The following is a 20,721-nucleotide window of genomic DNA, read 5'->3' as shown; positions in this document are numbered from 1 at the left end:
GCGGTGCGATGACGGACCCGGACGAGGTCGACCCGGATCGGCCGATCCGGGCGGCCGGTGATTGCGCGCTGCTCATCACCCCGTCCCGGCACGACGACGTGGTGAAACTCGCTGCGGCCCTGCGTGCCCGCCCGCTGAGCGGGGTCCGCGACATTCTGCCCGCAGCGGAAACCGTTCTGGTGACTCTGCTCTCGCCGGAGCATGCCGACTGCATCCGCCAGCAGCTCGCCGCGTTGCTGCGCGCGCTGCGACAGCCTGCGGCAGAGCAGGATTCGGACATTGTTTCCCGTGGAACACTGTCGGACAACGATTCTCCGGACGACCCGCTGGTCATCCCGGTGCGCTACGACGGCGCCGACCTCGCCGCGGTCGCGCGGCTGCTCGGAATCGGCGAAGCCGAGGTGGTCGCCGCGCACACCGGAACGGTCTGGCAGTGCGCGTTCGTCGGATTCGCCCCGGGCTTCGGCTATCTGGAGTCACCGGACGGCCGGTTGACCGTGCCGCGGCGCCCGCAGGCCCGCACCACCATCCCGGCCGGCGCGGTCGCGCTGGCCGGTGGATACTCGGCGGTGTATCCACGCAGCACGCCCGGCGGCTGGCACCTCATCGGAACCACCGACCTGCGGATGTGGGACGTGGACCGCGATCCGCCCTCGCTGATCCACGCGGGCGGTTTCGTCCGGTTCGTCGAACAGTAGGGCTCGGCCGGGCTCAGTTCGGCGAATCCAGCTGAGCGTGCATGAGATACACGTTGTAGCTGTCCCAGGACGAGAGGGTGAAGTACACGTCCGTGCCCGTCGACCAGGGATGGATGAAGCCGCCGTAGGACTTCGGATAGTCAGCGGTCGAGACGAGCTGCACCGGCTCGGTCCAGCTGCCCTGCGGTTCGGCGGCATTGCGCAGCACGATCGCATTGCGGCCGGAGTCGAGATACACCATCTGCCACTGCGCGTTGTCCCGGTCGTAGCGCACCGACAACTCGCTGGCCAGGCCGAGAAACAGTGGAGTGGCCTGATTCTCCGCCGCGGGCGCCCAGCTGCCGTTCACCCAGTACTGGTAGGCCGACTTGTTGAGCACCTCGGTTTTCGGCACCCGGGCCAGCCCGACCACCCCGATGCGACCATTGGGCGTGCCGAACATATAGACATGCTCACCGTGCGGCACCATCGCCGCGACCTGGAAGCGACCGACGCCGAACACGTTGTCCCACTTGGCGTGCTGATCCTTGATCCAGGTGCGGCCGTTGTCGTCGGAGTAGGCGAGGCCGCCGTAATTGTTCGCCCACATGCCGGGGATGCGACTCCACCGATTCACCGACATGTAGCTCAGATACTGCCGGCCGTCGAGGGCGAAACCGGAGGTAGGAATGGTGGTGGTCTCCCAGTTCTTGAGTTTGCGGCTGCTCAGGATCTCGGCGGCGTGGCAGTGGCTGTCCTGCACCATGCTGTCGAGCGAAAGGCCGTCGGACAGTTCGCGATCGGTGCTGTAACCCAGGACGTTGCTGCGCCAGTCCTGGTGGTCCTCCCCCGCGCCGCCGACCTGCCAGCCTTCGCCGAAGGTGTCGCCGAACGCGACGGCGACCTCGCCCGGCTTGGTCTCCCACATCACGCCGAGGTCGGTGCCGTCCACCTGCCAGCGCAGGTCGGTGCGGTTCGGGGAGCCGTGCCCGGTGATCTGGCCGGTCAGCTCCACCGATGTGACGCGCGGCTCGGCCACCGCCGGGGCGAGCGGTCCTGGCTCGGCCGGGTGCACCACCGGCGGCGGCGCGGGCTGCGGTGCGTCGCCGGTGCCGCCGGGTACTGGTATCGGGATGGGTTCGATCTCCGGTTCGATCTCGATGCGCGGCACCTTGATCGGCTCGCCTGCCGCATTCGGGCGGGCGCCGGTGTCCGGGACCGGGCTCGGATCAGGGTCCACCTCAGGCGGTTTCGAGATGTCGCGGACCTCGGGGCACGGGTTCTGGCAGGGATCGACGGGCAGTGGTCCCGCGTCGATCCTGGTGTTGTCCTGGGCAGGCCCGGGCACCGTTATCGGGGTGAGTTGCGGGACCGGCACCGGAATCACAATCCGATCCGGCAGGGCGGGCTCGTGCTCACGGGTGCGTGGATCGAAACCGATCTCACCGCAACTGTTCATCGGCGGCGCCCACGGAAATGGGTCCGCCTGCGCGATCGGGCCGGGCATGGTCAACAACCCGCCGAGCACAGCGCCGAAGAAGGCGGGCGCACAAGAGGATTTGCTGCCGAATCGGTTCGTCACGGTGGCGGGCCTGCTATTCGGCGGTCGGGGTATGCGGAGACAGCCGGGTTCCCCAGCGGTCTAGCGGGTTTCGCATGTCCTCGAGATTCTTCGCCGGAAAACCCATGTCTGGTTGACTCCTGTCGAATCGGGCCGAAGCGAAAGAAACCTACCGGAATTATGTGTGCGAAATAGGGAACCGAATGTCGGTCGCGCGCGTCCAAACAGATATGAACGAGATCGAGTACGTGTTCGGCACGGGCGACGGCCCGGTACACGTCTGGTCCAGCGAAGCTGATCTGGAACTGGCCCGCTCGGGCACCGCCGACGCGGTCCAACTGGACTTCGACGGCGACGGTCTCGCCGACGACGCCATGTGGGACACCGCCGGCTCCGGCATCGCCGACGTGGCGGCTCTCGATCTGGACGACGACGGCGTCCTGGACCACTTCTATACCGATCCGACCGGCCTAGGCACCTGGAATCACCACATCACCGGCAGTACGGCCGACGCTGTCAGCGAACCGCTGGACTGGATCGTGCGCACCGATCACGTCGACGCCAAGCAGCACGCCGTCCCGGCCGACGCCGGTGCCGCACCGCCGCATCGGCTGTCCGAGCCGCCGGGTTTCGACGACGAACAGCTACCGCGAACCGATCCTCCCGCCACGACGAGCGACGAGCTACCTGGAACGGATCACCCGGCCACGACGACGGACGAGCTACCGGGAACCGACCAGCCCGCCGCGACGGCAGACGCCCTACCGCCGCAAGGCAATCCGCTCGACATACCCGACTACCTCGTCCAGCGAATGAATCCCACCGGCCGCCACCTGGACGACGATCCGATCATTACTTGACCTCACCGATATTCTTCGGCCGTCGCCGCACATTGATCGCGATGGCGGCAATACCCGCGCAATAGATTCCGGCACCCGTCAGAATCACCGGTAACGACCGCCCGTCGTCCGGAACAACCAGTGCCGCAGCGGCAATGGCCACGATGAACGCGATATTGAAGACCGTGTCCTGCAACGCGAATACCTGCCCACGGCGCGCGTCGTCGATATCGATCTGCATGACCGCGTCCCCGGTCAGTTTGATCGTCTGCCCGGCCAACCCGAGCAGGAACGCCCCGACCAGCAACAGCTGATGTGCGCGCGGCACCGCCGCCCCCGCCTCGGCGAGGGCGATCGGGGTGACCAGTGTCAGCTGCACCATCGTCGCCGTCACCAGCCCGGCCACCACCGTCTTCGACCGTCCGAGCCGCGGAATCAACAGCGGCGCAACGACGGCCGCCACCAGCATGCCCGCGGCGATGGCGGCGATGGCCACGCCGAAACCGAGCAGCCCGCTGTCCAACGCCGAACCTTCGGCAGGCGCCTGACGCAGCACCAGCACCATGATCAAGGTATTGATGCCGAACACGATGCGGTGCGTGCCGATACCCAGCATCGCGGTGGTCACCTGCACCGACTCCCACACCGCCGTCGCGCCGGTGCGCAGTCCGGTGGCGATGGCGTGGACTGTGCTCTCGCTCTCCGCCGTGTCCGCGTCCGGCCCGAGCACCCGAGGCGCGAACCCGGCCGCCAGCAGGGCGCTGACCACCGGCCCGACACAGCTCACCGCGACCGCGACCGCCGAGGCGAAGTCGCCCGCGCCGATCAACCCGATCACCGCCACCGAGGTGGCCGCGCCGACCCCGGCACAGCCCGAGGCCACCGTGGCGAGCACCGAATTCATCGGCACCAGCCAGTGCTGGTCGAGCACTCGCGGCAACGCCGCCGACACCCCCGACAACACGAACCGGCTGATCCCCACCACCGCCAGCGCCAGCAACAGCAGCGGCGTCTCCCCGACACCCGCCAGCAACCCCGCGCACACCAGCGCGATCAACGCCGCCCGCGTCACGTTCGCCACCAGCAGCACGGCGCGCCGATCCCACCGATCCAGCAGCGCCCCGGCATACGGCCCGATCAGCGAGTACGGCAACAACAAGACCGCGAAACCGGCCGCGATGGCCAGCGGATCGGTCTGCCGCTCGGGATTGAACAGAATCGCCCCGACAGCGCCGCCTGGAACATGCCGTCGCCGAACTGACCCGTGAATCGCACGAGGGCCAGGCGCAACACCCCGGGACTTTCCCGCAGCGCGGTCCACAGCGGCTGCGGCCGCTCGTCCGAATTAATGGAGCTCTCCGAGCGACCAGTGGTGGACACGCGGTGAGGCTACTGGTTTCGGGGTGATCACGCCGAATCAGTGCGAGTCGGCGACCAGCGCGCTGACCGCCTCGCGCATGTCCGGTGCCATCGGCAGCCGGTCGAGGGCGTCGGCGTCGATCCAGGCGAACGCGTCGTGTTCACCGGGTTCCAGGGCCACCTCGCCCGGTTCGACGTCCACCACGAAGCTGTACTTGCGCACCCTGGCCTTGGTCCGGGTGGCGTAGTCGATGCCGCCGAGGAAGTCGGTGATGCGGCGCACCCGCAGGCCGGTTTCCTCGAACAGCTCACGGGCGACGCATTCGGCGAACGTTTCGCCGGATTCGACTCCGCCGCCGGGTAGTTCGTACATGCCGCCGTGATAGTCGTCCGGGACCCGGCGCACCACCAGAAGTTTGCGGTCACGGAACACCGCGACGCCGACGACGAAATGGGCGATGCCGTCGCGGCGGGCCTCGCTGCGAAGTTGTCGCTCGATGCGCGTGAGCGTCTCGGGTCGCATCTCGTCGTCACCTCCGGTTGCGTTGCGGCGCATCATGTTACGAATCACGCATGAGTGTGGCACCGGCCGATGTCCGGCCCATCGGCGAGGTCACCTACCGGTTCGGCGAACCGGTCGGTTCTGCTCGCCTGACGTTCACCCGCTGGTCGCTCGCGTAAAATGCCGAGTGCAGGACAATTTACTAGGAATGTGGAGTACCGCCACGGATGTGCTCCTACCCTGAAAGGTGATCGGTGCACGGTCCCGAGAGGAGGACCATGATGTCCACACTCACGCCTGCGCCTCGCTGGCGCTCGGCTTCGGCGTGCGCGCCGCACACTGCGACATGATTCCCTCACTTCGTTCGCTCATGACACCACACATCGACGTCCATCGAGCAGGCGACCGCATGAAGACGCGGGTTTCCTGGCTGGATTCGAAGCATTCGTTCTCGTTCGGGGAGCACTACGATCCCGAGAACACCCACCACGGCTTGCTCCTCGTCAACAACGAGGATGTGGTGTCGCCCGGTCAGGGCTTCGACACGCATCCGCACCGGGACATGGAGATCGTGACCTGGGTGCTCGGCGGCAGCCTGGTGCATCAGGACTCGCTCGGCCACAGCGGCATCATCTATCCGGGATTGGCCCAGCGGATGAGCGCGGGCACCGGGATCCTGCACTCGGAGAAGAACGACGCGTGGCGCATCGACGGCGCCGAGCACGACGAACCGGTGCATTTCGTGCAGATGTGGGTGGTTCCCGACGAACCCGGCCTGACGCCCGGCTATCAGCAGCTCGAGATCGATGACGCGCTGGCGGCGGGCGGTTTGGTCACCGTGGCGGCAGGCCTGCCGCGCTACCGCGATCGCACCGCCATCGCCATCAACAGCAGCCACGCGGCGTTTCACGTGGCCAGGATGACCGGCGAGCCGGACGTCGCCATCGATCTGCCGGACGCTCCCTATCTGCACGTCTTCGTCGCGCGCGGCGAGGTGGAGATGGAGGGGGTCGGCACCCTGGACGAGGGCGATGCGGTCCGGCTGACCAGAAGCGGCGGCCAACGGGTGATCGCGCACCGGCCGTCGGAGATCCTGGTGTGGGAGATGCACGCGCGGTTGGGCGCTCAGTAGACCGGTCGCCGAATTCGGGGCCACCCGCGCGCCTACGGAGCGGACTCCGTTGGGCTGCGACAAAATGGGCATACCTCGCATTAACATCCGCTCGTAGCGCATGCGATCAGTAGGCGATCCTCGCGTACCCACCGGACACCTGGTCCGGACCGAGCGACGCGAGGCACCGACGGAGAGGAAATCCATGTCGCAATACCCGCCTCCCGGCCAGTACCCCCCGCCTCCCGGGTACCCGCCGCCGCCCGGCCAACAACCCGGGCAGCCGGCGTACTGGCAGGAGTCGCCGAAGGGTAAGGGCCTGGCGATTACCGCGCTGGTGCTCGGCATCCTCGCGTTGCTCAGCTTCTGGACGCTGGTGGGCGGGTATCTGTTCGGCGCCTTCGCCGTCATCTTCGGTGTGGTCGCGCTGGTGAAGACGCGGTCGGGTCGCGCGGGTGGCACGGGGATGGCGATCACCGGTCTGGTCCTGGGTGCGCTCGGCTTGATCGGCGCCATCGTGGTCACCGTCGTCGGCTACAGCTTCTTCGTCAACAGCGGCGGCAAGGACTTCGTCGACTGCGTGAACAAGGCGGGCGGCGATCAGTCCAAGATCGACGCGTGCGAGAGCGAATGGAACCAGCGGCTCGAGGACAAGTTCAGCGTCACGCTGACCCCGCCGCCCGTCCCCACGCCTCGCTGACCCGAGGGTCTAGCCGCCGCTGATCGCCGCGCAGGCTCGGGTGGCGGCCAGCACGTCGCCGAGCTCGCGGCGAAAGTCGCGCTCCGGCGCGGCGATCCACCTGCGGTAGCCGGTGCCCTCGTCGGTGGGCGAGGGCAGCACGATATGGCTGCCGGGCAGCGCGACCGCGGCGCAGACCCGGAACAGGTCGGCGAACAGTTCGGTGTCCAGATACGAGTTGTCGGTCGGGCCGGTCAGGAAGGTCCACCGGTCCGAGCGCGGATGCGCGATGATCGGGCCCGGCCGATCCTCGGGGGTGGTCTCGATCAGCCAGGCACGTACCCGGCGGCCGAGGGTGGCGGGCATGACGACCGCGCCAACCGCGCCTACTTCCAACATGATTCGGCCGAGCGCGGGGTCGACGACGCCGTAGAGGCCGTGGTCCTTGCGGTAGCTGCGACAGCGGGCGATGGCATCCTGCATCGTCGCGTAGTCGGTGGACGCCGGATAACTGCCTGCTTCAATGCGGGACAAACTCATGACGAACCTCGCCTCGATGCGGGTGGATCGCGTGAACTGGGTGAGAATCGACCGCTGGGCCCAGACCCTAATGCTGCGCAAGTGGGTTGACAATAGTCACACGCCGTTGTCCGGGTCGCGCGGCGGTACGATCGCCAGTCATGGCACCCGTCTCGCCCGCCGTTGCCCGCTGGGAACTGGTGCTGCGGCTGCGGGAGCTGCGCGAACAGCGCGGCTTCGACTCCGCGGGCTTCGCCAAACTGGTCGGCTTCACCCCGGCCAACTGGTCGCACGTGGAGAAGGGCCGACGCGTGCTCACCACCAACACCATCGGCCCGGTGCTCGAGCTGCTCGAGGTGGAGGCCGAGGAACGCGCGGAACTGCTCGCCCTGCTTGACGCCAGTAAGCAGCGCGGCTGGTGGACCAAGTCGTCCGCGCTGATCGGCCCCGAGTTACAGCGGTTGTACGGCATGGAATACGGCGCGCAGAGCATCCGCAGCTATGACAGCCTGGTGGTGCCGGGACTGTTGCAGACCGAGGCCTACGCCAGGGCGCTCATCAGTGCCGATGTGATGATCCGGCCGGTCCAGGTGGAGCAGCTGGTCGCCATCCGGATGCGCAGACAGGAGCGGTTGCGCGGCAGCGAGCCGGTCGAGCTGACGGCGGTGATCGGTGAGGGCACGCTGCTGCAACAGACCGGCGGACCCGACGTGCTGCGCGGGCAGCTGATCCATCTGGCCGAGCTGATCGACGAACTCGACACCGTCGAGGTGCGGGTCATCCCGTTCGCGGCCACCGCGGGTGCGGTGCTCGGCGGGTCGAGCTTCCATCTGATCGACTTCGCCGGCGAGCAGCTGCCGACCTTCGGCTGGGCGGAGAGCGCCGTCTTCGGCGGGGCGGTCGACGACCCGGAACTGGTCCGCGATCTGAGCTTCGCGTACGTGCGCGCACAGGAGCAATCGCTGCCGCATGACGAGTCATCGACCCTGATCAGGACGTATGCCCAGATGTAAAATCCTGCCATGGCCACCACCGCTACTCCCCGGTCGGTTTTCACTGACTGGTTCCGGTCGACTCGATCGAACAACGGCAATCAATGTGTCGAGGTTCGCTTCGATGGTGACGCGGTGCTCATCCGTGACAGCAAGTACCGCCGTGATCCGGCACACCGCCCCGCCGACGAGCCCATCATCACCGTCACCGCGCGCGAATGGTCCGCGTTCCTCGATGCCCTCCGCACGGCGCACCGACCGCCCGGCGCGCTGACCGCGTCCACCGCCGCCGACGGGCACACCACGCTGCGGCACGGCACGACCGTCCTGCGCTACACCCCGCAAGAGTGGGACGCCTTCCTGCTCGGCGTGCGCGACGGCGAGTTCGACCGCACCGCGCTCACCGTCTGAACGGGCACCGACCGCACCGAATACCCGACCGTCACCCCCGGTCGTCCGCAGCACGGGCCGACATCGCGCATGGTCGGCATACTGGAGATCGTGACTTCCGAGCTGACCAGTCCTTCCGGTATCGATCTGTCCTATCTCGACCAGGGCGTGCGGGTGCAGGACGACCTGTTCGCGCATGTCAACGGCAAATGGCTGGCCGACTACGAGATACCGGCCGATCGCGCGGTGGACGGCGCTCTGCGCACCCTGTACGACCAGGCCGAGCGCGACGTTCAGGTGATCATCCAGAACGCGGCCGCCGAGCAGGCCGAGCCGGGCAGCGATGCCCGCAAGATCGGCGACCTGTTCACCAGCTTCATGGACACCGAGACGGTGGCCGCGGCCGGCCTCGCGCCGATCTCGGCGGAGCTCGCCGCCATCCACGAGGTCGCCGACCGGAGCGCGTTCGCTGCGCTGCTCGGCACGTTGCAGCGCACCGGCGTCGGCGGGGCGATCGGCTGCTACGTCGACACCGATGACAAGAACTCCAGCCGCTACATCGTGCACGCCACCCAATCCGGCATCGGCCTGCCCGACGAGTCGTACTACCGCCAGGACGAATCCGCCGAGATCCGCACGGAGTACATCGCGCATATCGGCCGGATGTTCGCGCTGGCCGCCGCCGATCCCCGCATTGCCGCGCTGCTGCCGACGGAGCTGGACACGGTCGGGCAGCGGGTGTTCGAGCTGGAGCGCAAGCTCGCCGCCGGGCACTGGGACGTGGTCCGCCGCCGCGACGCCGAACTCAGCTACAACCTGACCACCTTCGATGCCCTGGTCGCCGATTACCCCGCATTCGATTGGGCGGCATGGACTTCGGCGCTCGCCGCGGGCGTCGACCGGCCCGGCCCCGAGTTGTTCGCCGAAGTCGTTGTCCGCCAGCCGGATTATCTACGTACCTTCGCCGAGGTGTGGTCGGCGGAGTCGCTGGCCGACTGGCAGGCCTGGGCCGCCTGGCGGCTGCTCCGTTCGCGCGCACCGTATCTCACCGATGCCGTGGTCGAGGAGAACTTCGGTTTCTACGGTCGCACGCTGACCGGCGCCCAGGAGAATCGGGAACGCTGGAAGCGCGGGGTCTCCCTGGTGCAGGACCTGCTCGGCGAGGCGGTCGGCAAACTGTATGTGGCCGAGCGTTTCCCGCCCGAGGCCAAGGCCAAGATGATCGAGCTGGTCGGCAACCTGCAGGAGGCCTACCGCCGCAATATCGCCCAGCTGGACTGGATGGGCCCCGATACCAGGGCGGCGGCGCTGGCCAAGCTGGAGAAGTTCACCCCGAAGATCGGCTACCCGGACAAGTGGCGCGACTATTCGGACGTGCTGATCGACCCGGCCGACCTGGTCGGCAATTACCGCAACGGCTACGCCGCCGACCACGACCGCGACCTGAGGAAGCTCGGCGGCCCGGTCGATCACGACGAATGGTTCATGACCCCGCAGACCGTGAATGCCTACTACAACCCGGGCATGAACGAAATCGTCTTCCCCGCCGCGATTCTGCAGCCGCCGATGTTCGACATGAACGCCGACGACGCCGCCAATTACGGCGGCATCGGCGCGGTGATCGGCCACGAGATCGGCCACGGTTTCGATGATCAGGGCGCCAAGTACGACGGCGACGGCAACATGGTCGACTGGTGGACCGATGACGACCGTACCGAATTCGGCAAGCGCACAAAGGCATTGATCGACCAGTACAACGTGCTCTCGCCGAAGGACCTGCCCGACGAGCACACCGTCAACGGTGAATTCACCATCGGTGAGAACATCGGCGACCTCGGCGGCCTGTCCATCGCCCTGCAGGCCTACCAGATCTCCCTCGACGGCGCCGAGGCTCCGGAGATCGACGGCCTCACCGGTCTGCAACGCGTCTTCTTCGGCTGGGCGCAGGTCTGGCGCACCAAGGCTCGTCCCGAGGAGGCCATCCGCAGGCTCACCGTCGACCCGCACTCGCCGCCGGAATTCCGCTGCAACGCGGTCGTCCGCAATATCGACAGCTTCCACGAAGCCTTCGATGTGCACCCCGGCGACGCGCTTTATCTGGATCCGGCGCAGCGCGTCAAGATTTGGTAGCCGCGGTAGGCGCGGGCATTACCGAGCAGGTAGTGTTCGCGCCATTCTGCGGCTAATTGCCGCCAGAGCAGCGACTTTTCGGATATGGATCCGTACTGTCGGCCGTGCACCGGAGGACGGCGGGCTCCCGCTTATACGGTCGACAAAGGGAGAGCTCATGGCGAGCGATATGTTCTACAGCGGGCCGGATCTGGCGACGCTGCACCGCGAGTACGCGGCCAAGGGCCGCATCGATGACGCCGCGCCGATCCGTAGTTCGCACGAGATCGTGATCGAGGCGCCCGCGGCGCGGGTGTGGGCCGTGCTCGCCGATGTACGGAACTGGCCGAGCTGGTATCCGGGCTTCGAACTGAAATCGCTCAGCGAGGTGAGCCCGGGTGGGACGTTTCAGTGGAAGCTCGGCAGCGGCGCGGTGAGCTCCACATTCGCCGTCGTCGCCGCGGACCGCGAACTGACCTGGTCCGGAAAGTCGTTGTGGATCAAGGCGATCGACCGGCATGTGCTCGAACCGCTGGACGACACCCGGACCAAGGTGACCGTGTCCGAGTCGATGGGCGGGCTGCTGCTGCCGCTGTTCTACAGCAACGACAAGGTACGCACGGTGCAGGAAGTGCGGCTGAGCGCGCTGAAGGCCGCAGCCGAAAAGGCTTGAGGATCAACGGGACCAGCCGCACCCGGCGAGCCGGGGCGCGCCGTCAGCGCAGGCGTTCCTCGGTTTCCGCGTCGAAGAAGAACACATCGTCCAGCTTGGGTCGCAGCCGCAGCTGATCGCCGAGTGCCACCTGGAAGCGACGGTCCACCCGGGCAACCACCTTGCCGGAGCGGCTGTTCCAGTCCTCGGCGATACCGTGGCTGTAGACGAACGACTCCGCGCCGAGTTCCTCGAGCAGTTCGGCGGCGACGGTGAGGCCGTCGGCGTCGGTGGTCACCTCCCACGACTCCGGGCGGATGCCGACCACCACTCGGTCGCCGGTTTTCGCGGTGCGCGGCAACGGGATACGCAGCTCGTCGAGGATCGCCGCGCCGTCGCGCACCGGTGCTTCCAGCAGGTTCATGCCCGGGGAACCGATGAACCCCGCGACGAAGGTGTTCACCGGGTTGTCGTACAGCTCGCGCGGCGCGGCGATCTGCTGCAGTTTGCCGTCGAGCAGCACCGCGACCCGGTCGCCCATGGTCATCGCCTCGACCTGATCGTGCGTGACGTACACCGTGGTGGTGCCGAGCCGTTTCTGCAGCGCGGCGATCTGCGACCGAGTGCTGACGCGTAGCTTCGCATCCAGGTTGGACAGCGGCTCGTCCATGCAGAACACCTGCGGCCTGCGCACGATCGCTCGCCCCATCGCGACCCGTTGCCGTTGTCCGCCGGACAGTTTGGCCGGTTTGCGGTCGAGCAGGTGCTCGAGTTCGAGCATCTTCGCCGCCTCTTGTACCCGGACCAAGGTATCGGCCTTGTTCATGCCCGCATTGCGCAGGGCGAAGCCCATGTTCTGCGCAACGGTCATGTTCGGGTACAGCGCGTAGCTCTGGAACACCATCGCCACATCCCGGGCGCGCGGCGGCAGCCCGGTGACGTCCTTGCCGCCGATCAGGATTCGGCCCGCCTCCACCGATTCCAGCCCGGCCAGCATGCGCAGGCTGGTCGACTTGCCGCAGCCCGACGGGCCGACGAGCACGATGAATTCCCCATCGGCGATGTCGATCTCCAGGCTGTCGACGGCGGGTGTCGGCGCACCGGGATACAGGTGCGTCACACCGTCGAACTGCACTGTGGCCATGGGCGTCGATCTCCTCGTGTGAACTCACGGTGGCGGCCACCCGGGGTGACCGCCACCGAGGTGCGGGTATTACTTGGGCAGCTTCGGGGTGATCTGCCGGTCGATGATGGCCTGCAGCTCGCGGGTGACATTGGCGAAAACCGTTGCCGGATCGGCGTTCTGCAAACCGATCTGCTCGAGTCCGGTGCCGATGATCTTGTCGCCACCCGGCACGAACACCCGGGCGTAGTCCTGCGACTTGGTCAGCGGCAGCTGATCGATGGCGACCTTGGCGTTCGGGTTCTTCGCGAGGAAGTCCTGCTCGCTCGGGTCGGTGATCGCCGACTTGCGCACCGGCATGTATCCGGTGGTCTGCGAGAAGTACGCGGTGTTCGCCGGGTTGGTGATGAACTCGATGAACTTGAGCGCGTTCATCTTTCGCTCATCGGAGATGCGCGCCGGAATCGCCAGGCCGGCGCCGCCGGTGGTGACGCCGGGCCCGTTCGGGTGCGGCAGGAACGCGGTGCCGAACTGCAGCTTGCCTTCCGCGTTCTGCTTGATGCCCTTGAGGTCGCCGGTGGAGGCGATGGTGGAGGCGATGACGCCGGTGCCGAAATCGACTGCGATCTGCGGCTTGATGCCCGCGTACTTCTTGGTGTGGATCATGTCGCGCAGGAACTGGCCCGCCGCGATGGTGCCGGGGTCGGTGAACTTCAGCTGCCATTCATCGGAGTAGGCGCCGCCGAAGGTCCAGTTCGGTCCCTGGAAGGTCCAGGCCAGGTAGTTTTCGGCATTGCCCCAGCCGTGCGCGAGTTTGCCGTCGCCGATGACGGCCTGAATCTTCGGGCCCCACTCGTCGAACTCGGGCCAGCTGTTCGGGCCACGGTCCGGCAGACCGGCTTTCGCCCAGACGTCCTTGTTGTAGTAGAACAGCGGCGTCGACCGGGAGTACGGCAGCGCGTAGTGCTTGCCGTTGAACAGGTAGTCCGCGGCCAGCGAGTCCACATAGTCGTCCAGCTTGACGCCCGCGTGCGCGAAGTGTCCGTCCAGCGGCTCGATGGAGCCGTTGAGGGCGTAGTTGAACCACCAGACATCGGAGAGCACAACGACATCGGGCAGCTCGCCGCCGGAGAGGGCCGCGTTGAACTTCTGCGACACCTCCTCGTAGTTCTTGCCCGCGTCGATCAGGTTGACCTTCAGGTCGGGGAACTTCTCGTGGAAGCGCTTGATCAGCTCGGTTTCCTGATCCTTCGAGCTGCCGGGGTGGTTGGACCAGAAGTTGATGGTGTTCGCGTCGCCGGACTGCTTGGCACCACCGCCGGTGCCCGCGCATGCGGTGAGCGCGGCGCCCGCGGCGACGGCGCCGGCCAGCCCGATGAATCCGCGCCGGGACAGCGCGGGGAACTGAGAAGTGGACACGTGATTTCTCCTGTATCTAACCCTTGACCGCACCCGAGGTGAGGCCTTTGATCATGTGGCGCTGCAGCAGCAGGAACACGATGAGAATCGGCAGCATGGTCAGCAACGTGCCCGACATCACCGGGCCCCAGTTGGTGACGCTCGGGTTCTCGGTGTTCTGCAAGAGGGTCAGGCCGACCGGCAGCGTGGCCACCTCGGGACCGTCGGCCATCAGGAACGGCCAGAGGTATTCGTTCCACTCGTTGACCAGCGTGACCACCGCGAAAGCGACCATGGTCGGCCCGGACATCGGCAGCACCACCCTGGTCAGCAGCCGCCACCAGTTGGCGCCGTCCATCCGGGCCGCCTCGATCACCTCCGACGGCAGCGACAGGAAATGGTTGCGCATCAGGAATGTTCCGAACGCGACGCCGCAGAGCGGAACGATGATGCCCACCAGGGTATTTCGCCAGCCGAGCTGCGAAACCAGCGCGTAGTTGGAGATCACGGTGATCTGGTTGGGCACCATCAGCGCCGAGATGATCACCAGGAACACCACCGACTTACCGGGGAACCGCAGGAACACCAGGCCGTACGCACTGAACACGCCGAGCACGAACTTCACCGCGGAGACGACCGCCGTGACGATCAGCGAGTTACCGAAGAAGGTCCAGAACGGCAGCTTGGTGGTGGCGTCCCGATAGTTCTCCGGGTGCCAGCTGTGCGGCCAGTACACCGCGGGCTGCACGTAGATGTCCGGGCGCGCCTTGAACGAGGTGATCACGATCCAGAACAACGGCACGCCGACGATGATCAGCACGCACACCATGGCGGCGTAGCCGAGCAGCAGCACCCCGCGCTGGCGACGTCGGTAGGAATCTGTCTCGGCCCCTGCGCTTTTCACTGCTCATTCCGATCCATGACGCGAACCTGCACCAGCGTGACGACCAACAGCACCAGGAACATGATGGTGGCCACGGTCGCGCCGTAGCCGGCGCGGAAATTACGGAAGGACTCTTCGTACACCTGGTAGACCATGGTGGTGGTGCCGGTGCCCAGCGGCCCGCCGCGGGTCATCACATTGATGATGTCGAAGACCTGCAACGAATTCAGCAGCACCGTGATCGACAGGAAGAACGTGGTCGGCCGCAGCTGGGGCAGCAGCACCTTGGTGAAGGTGGTCCACCGGCCTGCGCCGTCCATCTCGGCGGCCTCCATCAGCTCGGCCCGAACCCCTTGCAGCGCGGCCAGATAGATGACGAAGCTGTAGCCGAGGTTCTTCCAGATGTAGGTCACCGTCACCATGAACAGCGCCCAGTTCGGGTTCTGGTAGAAGTCCGGCACGGTGGCGACGCCGAAGCGGTGCAGCACATCCTGGACCAGGCCGAAGCTCGGGTCGAAGATGAACTGGAAGGCCACGCCGATGGCGGCGCCGGAGATCACGAACGGCGCGAAGATCGCCGAGCGGACCACATTGCGGCCGAACAGCTTCCGGTCCAGCAGCAGCGCGAGCGCGAGGCCGAGCACCATGCTGCCGACCACCGCCGCCAGCGTGAAAACCACCGTGTTGCTGACGATCTCCCAGGAGTCCGAGCGACCCCACCACTCGCGGTAGTTCGCTACCCCGATGAAGGTGGCCACCGGGTCGGAGATGTTCCAGTCGTAGAACGAGAGCCGGATGTTGTCGATCAACGGCCGATAGACGAACAGCGTGAGCAGCGCGAGATTCGGCACCACAAGGATCAGGAACAGGACGTAGTCCTGCCAGGGCCGGTTCCGCAAACCGCGTCCGCGCGGTTGGGGGAGTACACGTTCCGGCTTCGCTCGCACGCCGCGCACTCTACGGACAGGAGCAAACAGTCGGTTAACGCTGTCCGGCGGGGCACTGAACTTCTCGAGCACGCGCCCAGTGAATCAAGAAGCCGAACATCCCGATCAGCAATTTGCTTAATTGATCGTAATGTTCGGCTTCGTGACGTGTCTTCAGTTGTGCGGGAGCGCCTTAGTTCCAGTCGCCCGCGAGGCCGTCGCTGGTCCCGATCGAGCCACCCTTGGTGTTCTCGATGATGACCGGGTCACCCTTGCGCGAGTTCTCCATGAACCACTTGGCGTTCTCGGTGCTCACGTTGAGGCAGCCGTGGCTGACGTTGGAGTTGCCCTGCTGGCCGACCGACCACGGGGCCGCGTGCACGAAGATGCCGCTGTTGGAGATGCGGGTCGCGTACTCGACCTCGAGCTTGTAGCCCTCGGGGTCGGTGGTCGGCACGCCGTAGGTGGACGAATCCATGATCATCTTGCGCAGCTGCTCGCCGACGATATAGGTGCCGTTCGGGGTCTCGTGCTTGGTCTTGCCCATCGAGGTCGGCATGGTCTTCACCACCTCACCGTTGCGGGTGATGGTGATGGTCTTGGTGTTGTCGTCGGCCGTGCTGACGAACGCGTCGCCGATCTTGAAGGAGCTGCGCGTTCCGCCCGCCTCGACCTGCACGTCGGTGTTGTCCGGCCAGAAATCGTTCGGCCGCCAGCGCACCTGCTTGTCGCCGCGCCAGTAGAAGTGGCCCGGTGCGTCCTTCGAGGAGGTGACCTTGATGAACTTCTCGGCGGCGGCCTGATCGGCCACCGGCTCCTTGAAGTTGATGATGATCGGCTGGGCCACCCCGACCACCTCGCCGTCGGCGATGTTGATCGACGGTGGCGCGAAGTTCGGCTGCTGTGGCGCCGGGTCCTGCGCCGAACCGGCCGATCCGGAGCCGAGTCCGGGGAACGGTTCAGCGTCGGCGGGCGCGACGAGCAGAACGCCCGCCGCGATCGTCGCGGACAACAGGGCGCCCGCCCGCAGCCTGCGGGTCAGCTGTGCTCCCCGGCGGTGGGCAGGTAGCGACCCGGTGTGCGAAGCGGCATGCATAGGTTTCTCGTCCATTCCATCTCTCGGCGCACGCGCACAGGCGCACGCGTGTCTCGAGATCTCTCATCGGCGTGAAGCAGGCAGGGCTGCCCCACGGGTATTGACGGCCCGACCCTGCATCCTTCCTACCGTCCCGGTGCGGCTCGAAGCCAGTTGCGGTTCACAGTGATTCGTTCCGACCGTTCGGTGTGGCAGCGGTCACACAACCCGATAGTCGTTGTCCGGTTCGGCGAAAGCTACCGGTCACGTCGGCGAGTCCGGTGTGCGGATCGATGCCGCTGGTCGGTCGCTGTGCGGGGTCTGTCAAACGCCTTCGTGACGTAAATCACTCACTACGTCGAACGGAATTGGGCGATGCGGACCGGTTGCTATGTTGTGCGGCACCGACATCGGCGTACGCCCGTTCGCATACCGTGGCGCCAAGCGCAGCCGCACGCGGCTCACGATGGTAGCCAACGCGATTCGCAGTTCGTAGTCCGCCAGCGCCGCCCCGACACAGCGCCGATGCCCGCCGCCGTACGGGGCGTATTCGAACGGCCGGTACTTGCGCTCGAGGAACCGCTCCGGCCGGAAGCGCCGCGGCTCGGACCACACCTGCGGGTCCGAGTGCAGCAACGGCACCGCGATTCCCATCGTGTCCCCCGCCGCCAGTGCCACCCCGCGCAGCGTGAACGGCTCGGTCAGCCTGCGCACCACGATGGGCACCGGTGGATGCAGCCGCAGCGTCTCCTGGCACACGGCGTCGAGATAGGGCAGCGCCGCCAGCTCGACCGGGGTCGCGTCCGGTCCGGCCGCGCGCAACTCCGCGCGCAGCCGGGCCAGGGTGTCCGGTGCGCGGTGCAGCTGGAACAGGGCCCAGACCAGCGTCGTCGCGGTGGTTTCGTGCCCGGCGACCAGCAGGGTGCGCAGCTGGTCGCACAGATCGTCGTCGGTGATCGGGCTGCCGTCGTCATATCGAGTGCTCAGCAACATGCCCAGGATGTCGGTGGTCGGCGGCCCGGCCCTTCGGCGCTCGAGGTCGTCGAGGATCAACCGGTCCAGCCGAGTCCGGGCCGCGACGAATCGGTCCCACGGCGCGTGGCCGAACAGCCCGTGCCGCAACACCGGCACCAGCATGAGCGGCCCGGAAAAGGTGGCGAGGAATTCGCCGACCGCATGGGTGTATTCGGCCCGCCGCTCGGGGCTGTCCACTCCGAACACCGCGGTCAGGATCACCCGCAGCGTGATCGCCCGGGTGGCCGCCCGCGCATCGATGCGGGCGCCGGGCCGCCACGCCCGTCCGGTGTCGCCCGCGAGTTCCTGGTGCACCGAATCCTGAATGATTGCCCCGTATTCGCGGATCCGCGCACCGTGGAAGGCCGGGGTCAGCAGCGCGCGGTCGCGGCGATGCCGTTCGCCCGCGGTGAGGATCAGCGAGGCGGTGCCGACCAGCGGCTCGATCGGATTCGGTCGCGGCGGTGCGGTCGCGTCGACCGGCGCGCGGAACAGCTCGCGCGCACCCTCGGCTGCGCCGGTGAACAGCGCCGATCCGAAGCCGGGAAAGCGCACGAAGAACGGATCACCCTCGCGCCTTCGGCGCCAGCGGAAGTACCTGTCGAAGTCCAGGCCCGCGGCGAGCGCGTGCAGCACGATCAGCCGAGGTGGTTTCGGCACGGCGACGGCGCGCGACTCGCCTGCGCCGGGCTCGGCTGTGCCCACGTCCATATCTATAGGTACGAAGTCAACCGCGGTCGGGTTCGACACGGCCGCGAAGTTTCCGCGACGACCCGCGCGAAGTTTCCGCCGCACCCCGGTCGTGTAGTCCTAGCGACGGCCCAGTCGCCGAATGACGGAACCGCTAGCCCGCTGTTTCGTCGACGACCACCGTGGGTTTGATCCTGCGGACGGTATTGCGCGCGGTCGCCGCCAGCCGCGCCATCCTGGCGTCCCCGAGCGCGGTCACCGCGTTGCCGAGCCGGTTGGTGACGAACGCGACCGACATGCCCAACTCCGGATCGGCGTAGGCGCCCGACCCGCCGACACCGTAGTGGCCGAACGCTTTTCGCGGCTGCTGCTTGGACATCAGCACCGGCCGGTGGTAGCCGAGGGTGAACCGCAGCGGCAGCCCGAGCACGTAGTCTCGGCTCTCGGCGGGTTGCGCCTGGTTGATGGTCTCGATCGTCTCCGGCCGCAGCAGCCGCACGGCCGCCCCGCCACCCCGGTGCGTCGCGAAGACCTCGCCGTTGTTGGCCAGCGCCCCGTACATCCTGGCCAGCGCGCGGGCCGAGAAGACCCCGTTCCAGCCGGGCATCACCGCGTCGTGCACCCGGGGGTCGCGGACCAGCTCGTCGAAGCTCTCCGGCATGCCCGCCTCGGCGAGCCCGCGGATCGGGCGCACCCAGGACAGCACCGACGAGGCGGTGTTCCAGCGGATCCCCGGCGGACTGAGATGCGGAAAGATCTTGGCGATCCGGTAGCGCTCGGATTCCGGTACCCGGAACCAGAATTCGTCGAGCCCCAGCGGCACGGCGATCTCGCGACGCAGCACCTCGGTGAACGGGTCACCGGTGACGCGCTGCACGATCTCGGCGACCAGCCAGCCGAAGGTGATCGCGTGGTAGCCGGAGGTGCGGATGCGGCGCGGGTCGGGCGGACTGTCGGCCAGCGCCCGGATCACGGCGTCGTAGTCGAGGATGCCTTCCCGGCCGGGGACCAGGCCGCGCACCCGGTGCAGTCCCGCGCGGTGTGCGAGCACGTCGCGCACGGTGATGTCGTCCTTGCCGTGCGCGCCGAACTCGGGCCAGTACGTGGCGACCGGCGCGGCGTAGTCGACCAGGCCGCGTTCGGCCAGCCGGTGCAGCACGGTGGCGGCGACGCCCTTGCCGGTGGAGAAGGTCAGCGCGACGGTGCTGCCGTTCCAGCGCCGGTCTTTACCGGCCCAGCCCGCCCAGATGTCCAACGACGGGTGTGCCGTCGAGATAGATGGCCAGCGCCCCGCCGCCGCGGCTCGGTTGGGTGAACATGCCGAAGAATTGGTCGGCCAACCGGATGAAGCGCGGGTCGACCAGCATCTCTTTGGGCGCGGCGAGCTTGCCTGCCGCCGGGTCGGTGGCGCCGAAGTCGCCCGCTGCCGTTGCCGAAACCATGGGGTCGCCTCCTGACCACCGATCATCGGACCGTTACTCAGGGTAGCTGGTGCACCGGGGTCTGCCAGCGGCCGAAGGGCGTGCTGAGGCAGGTGTCGCCGGTGTGCGAATTCCAGGCGAAGGCACCGGTGCCCAGGCACACCACGGTGTTCTCGGCGGTCTGCACGGCCGCGCGCGAGCCGTCGAGGGCGACCGACGCGGCGATGAGCGGTGCGCCGGCGGGTCGCGAATCCCCTGCACTGTCGGCATTCCCAGCGCTGTCGATGGAGCTGCGCGCGATCGCGTCCTGACCGATGCCCAGCGCGATCGGAATCCCGCCCGCCCCATCGCTCGCGCCGACCCCACCCGCCATGCCGATGCCGATCGCTCTGGCGCCCAGGGTCGCGTTCGCGTACCCGACACCGTCGATTCCCAGTGATTTCGCTTGGCCGAGCAGGTCGCTGGCGGCGCGGCAGGCGGTGTGGCCGTCGATCACCGTGATGTCGGCGCCGTTTTCCGAGGTGCAGTGCACATCGGTTGCTGAGGCCACCGCGGGCCACACCGGAGAGGTGAGCACCGCGGCGGCCGAGCAGACGATCATGCTGATCAGCTTCACGGGTAACTCCTCTCCAACGCTGAAGACCACCATACCCAGATGGGTTGCTGGAACCCCGATTCCACGGTCGAGTCGACGTGTGCGCGCTCGATGGTGTATGCATGGCGTGTATTTCAAGCTCAGCTATATTTTGTTTACTTCGGATTCTTACGGGGGTTTGAGTTCGGAGCGTTACAGCTCGGGAG

At 67.1% G+C, this 20,721-nt stretch carries 18 protein-coding genes and 2 pseudogenes; 8 read left to right on the top strand and 12 right to left on the bottom strand.

The genetic code is table 11. The features are described from left to right. The first annotated feature begins 8 nt into the window (after nt 1-8). Complete coding sequence (locus DMB37_RS20850; protein ID WP_135234150.1) at nt 9-698, top strand: allophanate hydrolase subunit 1; 690 nt, start codon at nt 9-11, stop codon at nt 696-698. Between the two features lie 13 nt (nt 699-711). On the opposite strand, the gene DMB37_RS20845 is transcribed toward DMB37_RS20850, so the two are convergent. Then, on the bottom strand, nt 712-2,184 hold the full coding sequence (locus DMB37_RS20845; protein ID WP_135237717.1) for a DUF4185 domain-containing protein: 1,473 nt from the start codon (nt 2,182-2,184) through the stop codon (nt 712-714). Nucleotides 2,185-2,468: 284 nt separating this feature from the next. Between DMB37_RS20845 and DMB37_RS20840 the strand changes: the two genes are divergently transcribed. Further along, entirely contained in the window at nt 2,469-3,098 is a 630-nt protein-coding gene (locus tag DMB37_RS20840) for a hypothetical protein (protein WP_135234149.1), read from the top strand. On the opposite strand, the pseudogene DMB37_RS20835 reads toward DMB37_RS20840, so the two are convergent. Both DMB37_RS20835 and DMB37_RS20830 read right to left on the bottom strand, forming a co-directional pair. Beyond that, nucleotides 3,091-4,427 (bottom strand): annotated as a pseudogene (locus tag DMB37_RS20835) (MFS transporter). The gene DMB37_RS20840 and the pseudogene DMB37_RS20835 sit on opposite strands and share 8 nt — an antisense overlap. A gap of 67 nt (nt 4,428-4,494) precedes the next feature. After that, nucleotides 4,495-4,959: an NUDIX hydrolase gene (locus DMB37_RS20830; protein ID WP_107659871.1), complete on the bottom strand. Its 465-nt coding sequence runs from the start codon at nt 4,957-4,959 to the stop codon at nt 4,495-4,497. A 325-nt stretch (nt 4,960-5,284) separates the two neighbouring features. Between DMB37_RS20830 and DMB37_RS20825 the strand changes: the two genes are divergently transcribed. Then, nucleotides 5,285-6,070, top strand: coding sequence for a pirin-like bicupin family protein (locus DMB37_RS20825; protein ID WP_135237716.1), 786 nt, complete (start codon nt 5,285-5,287; stop codon nt 6,068-6,070). Nucleotides 6,071-6,254: 184 nt separating this feature from the next. After that, a complete protein-coding gene (locus DMB37_RS20820) occupies nt 6,255-6,749 on the top strand; it encodes a DUF4190 domain-containing protein (RefSeq protein ID WP_135234148.1) in 495 nt (164 codons plus the stop codon). A 9-nt stretch (nt 6,750-6,758) separates the two neighbouring features. Here DMB37_RS20820 and DMB37_RS20815 read toward each other — a convergent pair whose 3' ends face one another. Beyond that, nucleotides 6,759-7,268 (bottom strand): hypothetical protein, encoded by a 510-nt coding sequence (locus DMB37_RS20815; protein WP_135234147.1) that lies wholly within the window; start codon nt 7,266-7,268, stop codon nt 6,759-6,761. 140 nt (nt 7,269-7,408) lie between these two features. On the opposite strand from DMB37_RS20815, the gene DMB37_RS20810 reads away from it, so the two are divergent. The 4 genes from DMB37_RS20810 to DMB37_RS20795 all read left to right on the top strand — a co-directional run bounded on the left by DMB37_RS20810 (nt 7,409) and on the right by DMB37_RS20795 (nt 11,411). Next, a complete protein-coding gene (locus tag DMB37_RS20810) occupies nt 7,409-8,260 on the top strand; it encodes a helix-turn-helix transcriptional regulator (protein WP_135234146.1) in 852 nt (283 codons plus the stop codon). Between the two features lie 9 nt (nt 8,261-8,269). Continuing rightward, nucleotides 8,270-8,650 (top strand): DUF397 domain-containing protein, encoded by a 381-nt coding sequence (locus tag DMB37_RS20805; RefSeq protein WP_135234145.1) that lies wholly within the window; start codon nt 8,270-8,272, stop codon nt 8,648-8,650. Between the two features lie 69 nt (nt 8,651-8,719). Further along, nucleotides 8,720-10,759 (top strand): M13 family metallopeptidase, encoded by a 2,040-nt coding sequence (locus DMB37_RS20800; RefSeq protein ID WP_135234144.1) that lies wholly within the window; start codon nt 8,720-8,722, stop codon nt 10,757-10,759. 157 nt (nt 10,760-10,916) lie between these two features. Further along, nucleotides 10,917-11,411: an SRPBCC family protein gene (locus DMB37_RS20795; protein ID WP_135234143.1), complete on the top strand. Its 495-nt coding sequence runs from the start codon at nt 10,917-10,919 to the stop codon at nt 11,409-11,411. Between the two features lie 43 nt (nt 11,412-11,454). Here DMB37_RS20795 and DMB37_RS20790 read toward each other — a convergent pair whose 3' ends face one another. From DMB37_RS20790 to DMB37_RS20755, 8 genes and pseudogenes are all read right to left on the bottom strand, one after another. Further along, nucleotides 11,455-12,534: an ABC transporter ATP-binding protein gene (locus DMB37_RS20790; protein WP_135234142.1), complete on the bottom strand. Its 1,080-nt coding sequence runs from the start codon at nt 12,532-12,534 to the stop codon at nt 11,455-11,457. 69 nt (nt 12,535-12,603) lie between these two features. Continuing rightward, nucleotides 12,604-13,932, bottom strand: a complete 1,329-nt coding sequence (locus DMB37_RS20785; RefSeq protein WP_135234141.1) for an ABC transporter substrate-binding protein — start codon at nt 13,930-13,932, stop codon at nt 12,604-12,606. A gap of 16 nt (nt 13,933-13,948) precedes the next feature. Further along, the gene (locus DMB37_RS20780) at nt 13,949-14,815 is read right to left on the bottom strand and encodes a carbohydrate ABC transporter permease (protein WP_135234140.1); all 867 of its coding nucleotides are present in this window, start codon (nt 14,813-14,815) and stop codon (nt 13,949-13,951) included. Continuing rightward, nucleotides 14,812-15,741 (bottom strand): carbohydrate ABC transporter permease, encoded by a 930-nt coding sequence (locus DMB37_RS20775; protein WP_135234139.1) that lies wholly within the window; start codon nt 15,739-15,741, stop codon nt 14,812-14,814. Before DMB37_RS20775 ends, DMB37_RS20780 begins: the two co-directional genes overlap by 4 nt. Nucleotides 15,742-15,913: 172 nt before the next feature. Beyond that, the gene (locus tag DMB37_RS20770) at nt 15,914-16,831 is read right to left on the bottom strand and encodes a L,D-transpeptidase (protein ID WP_240771590.1); all 918 of its coding nucleotides are present in this window, start codon (nt 16,829-16,831) and stop codon (nt 15,914-15,916) included. 288 nt (nt 16,832-17,119) lie between these two features. Further along, nucleotides 17,120-18,514 carry a cytochrome P450 gene (locus DMB37_RS20765; RefSeq protein WP_240771589.1) on the bottom strand — a complete coding sequence of 465 codons (1,395 nt, stop codon included), beginning with the start codon at nt 18,512-18,514 and terminating at the stop codon, nt 17,120-17,122. A gap of 139 nt (nt 18,515-18,653) precedes the next feature. Beyond that, a pseudogene (locus DMB37_RS20760) lies at nt 18,654-19,866 on the bottom strand (serine hydrolase domain-containing protein). A 112-nt stretch (nt 19,867-19,978) separates the two neighbouring features. Beyond that, on the bottom strand, nt 19,979-20,536 hold the full coding sequence (locus DMB37_RS20755) for a DUF6764 family protein (RefSeq protein ID WP_135234137.1): 558 nt from the start codon (nt 20,534-20,536) through the stop codon (nt 19,979-19,981). Nucleotides 20,537-20,721 lie beyond the last annotated feature (185 nt).

The sequence above is a fragment of the Nocardia sp. CS682 genome (genome assembly GCF_004634405.1).
Classification (GTDB): Bacteria; Actinomycetota; Actinomycetes; order Mycobacteriales; family Mycobacteriaceae; genus Nocardia; species Nocardia ninae.
This window is presented reverse-complemented; position numbering and strand designations above follow the sequence as displayed.

Bases quoted from the DNA above. Each gene is read 5' to 3' on its own strand.
- DMB37_RS20840 (WP_135234149.1), top strand. From the start codon at position 2,469: ATGAACGAGATCGAGTACGTGTTCGGCACGGGCGACGGCCCGGTACAC.
- DMB37_RS20800 (WP_135234144.1), top strand. From the start codon at position 8,720: ATGGTCGGCATACTGGAGATCGTGACTTCCGAGCTGACCAGTCCTTCC.
- DMB37_RS20820 (WP_135234148.1), top strand. From the start codon at position 6,255: ATGTCGCAATACCCGCCTCCCGGCCAGTACCCCCCGCCTCCCGGGTAC.
- DMB37_RS20830 (WP_107659871.1), bottom strand. From the start codon at position 4,959: ATGCGACCCGAGACGCTCACGCGCATCGAGCGACAACTTCGCAGCGAG.
- DMB37_RS20850 (WP_135234150.1), top strand. From the start codon at position 9: ATGACGGACCCGGACGAGGTCGACCCGGATCGGCCGATCCGGGCGGCC.
- DMB37_RS20810 (WP_135234146.1), top strand. From the start codon at position 7,409: ATGGCACCCGTCTCGCCCGCCGTTGCCCGCTGGGAACTGGTGCTGCGG.
- DMB37_RS20845 (WP_135237717.1), bottom strand. From the start codon at position 2,184: ATGCCCGGCCCGATCGCGCAGGCGGACCCATTTCCGTGGGCGCCGCCG.
- DMB37_RS20805 (WP_135234145.1), top strand. From the start codon at position 8,270: ATGGCCACCACCGCTACTCCCCGGTCGGTTTTCACTGACTGGTTCCGG.
- DMB37_RS20825 (WP_135237716.1), top strand. From the start codon at position 5,285: ATGATTCCCTCACTTCGTTCGCTCATGACACCACACATCGACGTCCAT.
- DMB37_RS20815 (WP_135234147.1), bottom strand. From the start codon at position 7,268: ATGAGTTTGTCCCGCATTGAAGCAGGCAGTTATCCGGCGTCCACCGAC.
- DMB37_RS20770 (WP_240771590.1), bottom strand. From the start codon at position 16,831: ATGGACGAGAAACCTATGCATGCCGCTTCGCACACCGGGTCGCTACCT.
- DMB37_RS20790 (WP_135234142.1), bottom strand. From the start codon at position 12,534: ATGGCCACAGTGCAGTTCGACGGTGTGACGCACCTGTATCCCGGTGCG.
- DMB37_RS20795 (WP_135234143.1), top strand. From the start codon at position 10,917: ATGGCGAGCGATATGTTCTACAGCGGGCCGGATCTGGCGACGCTGCAC.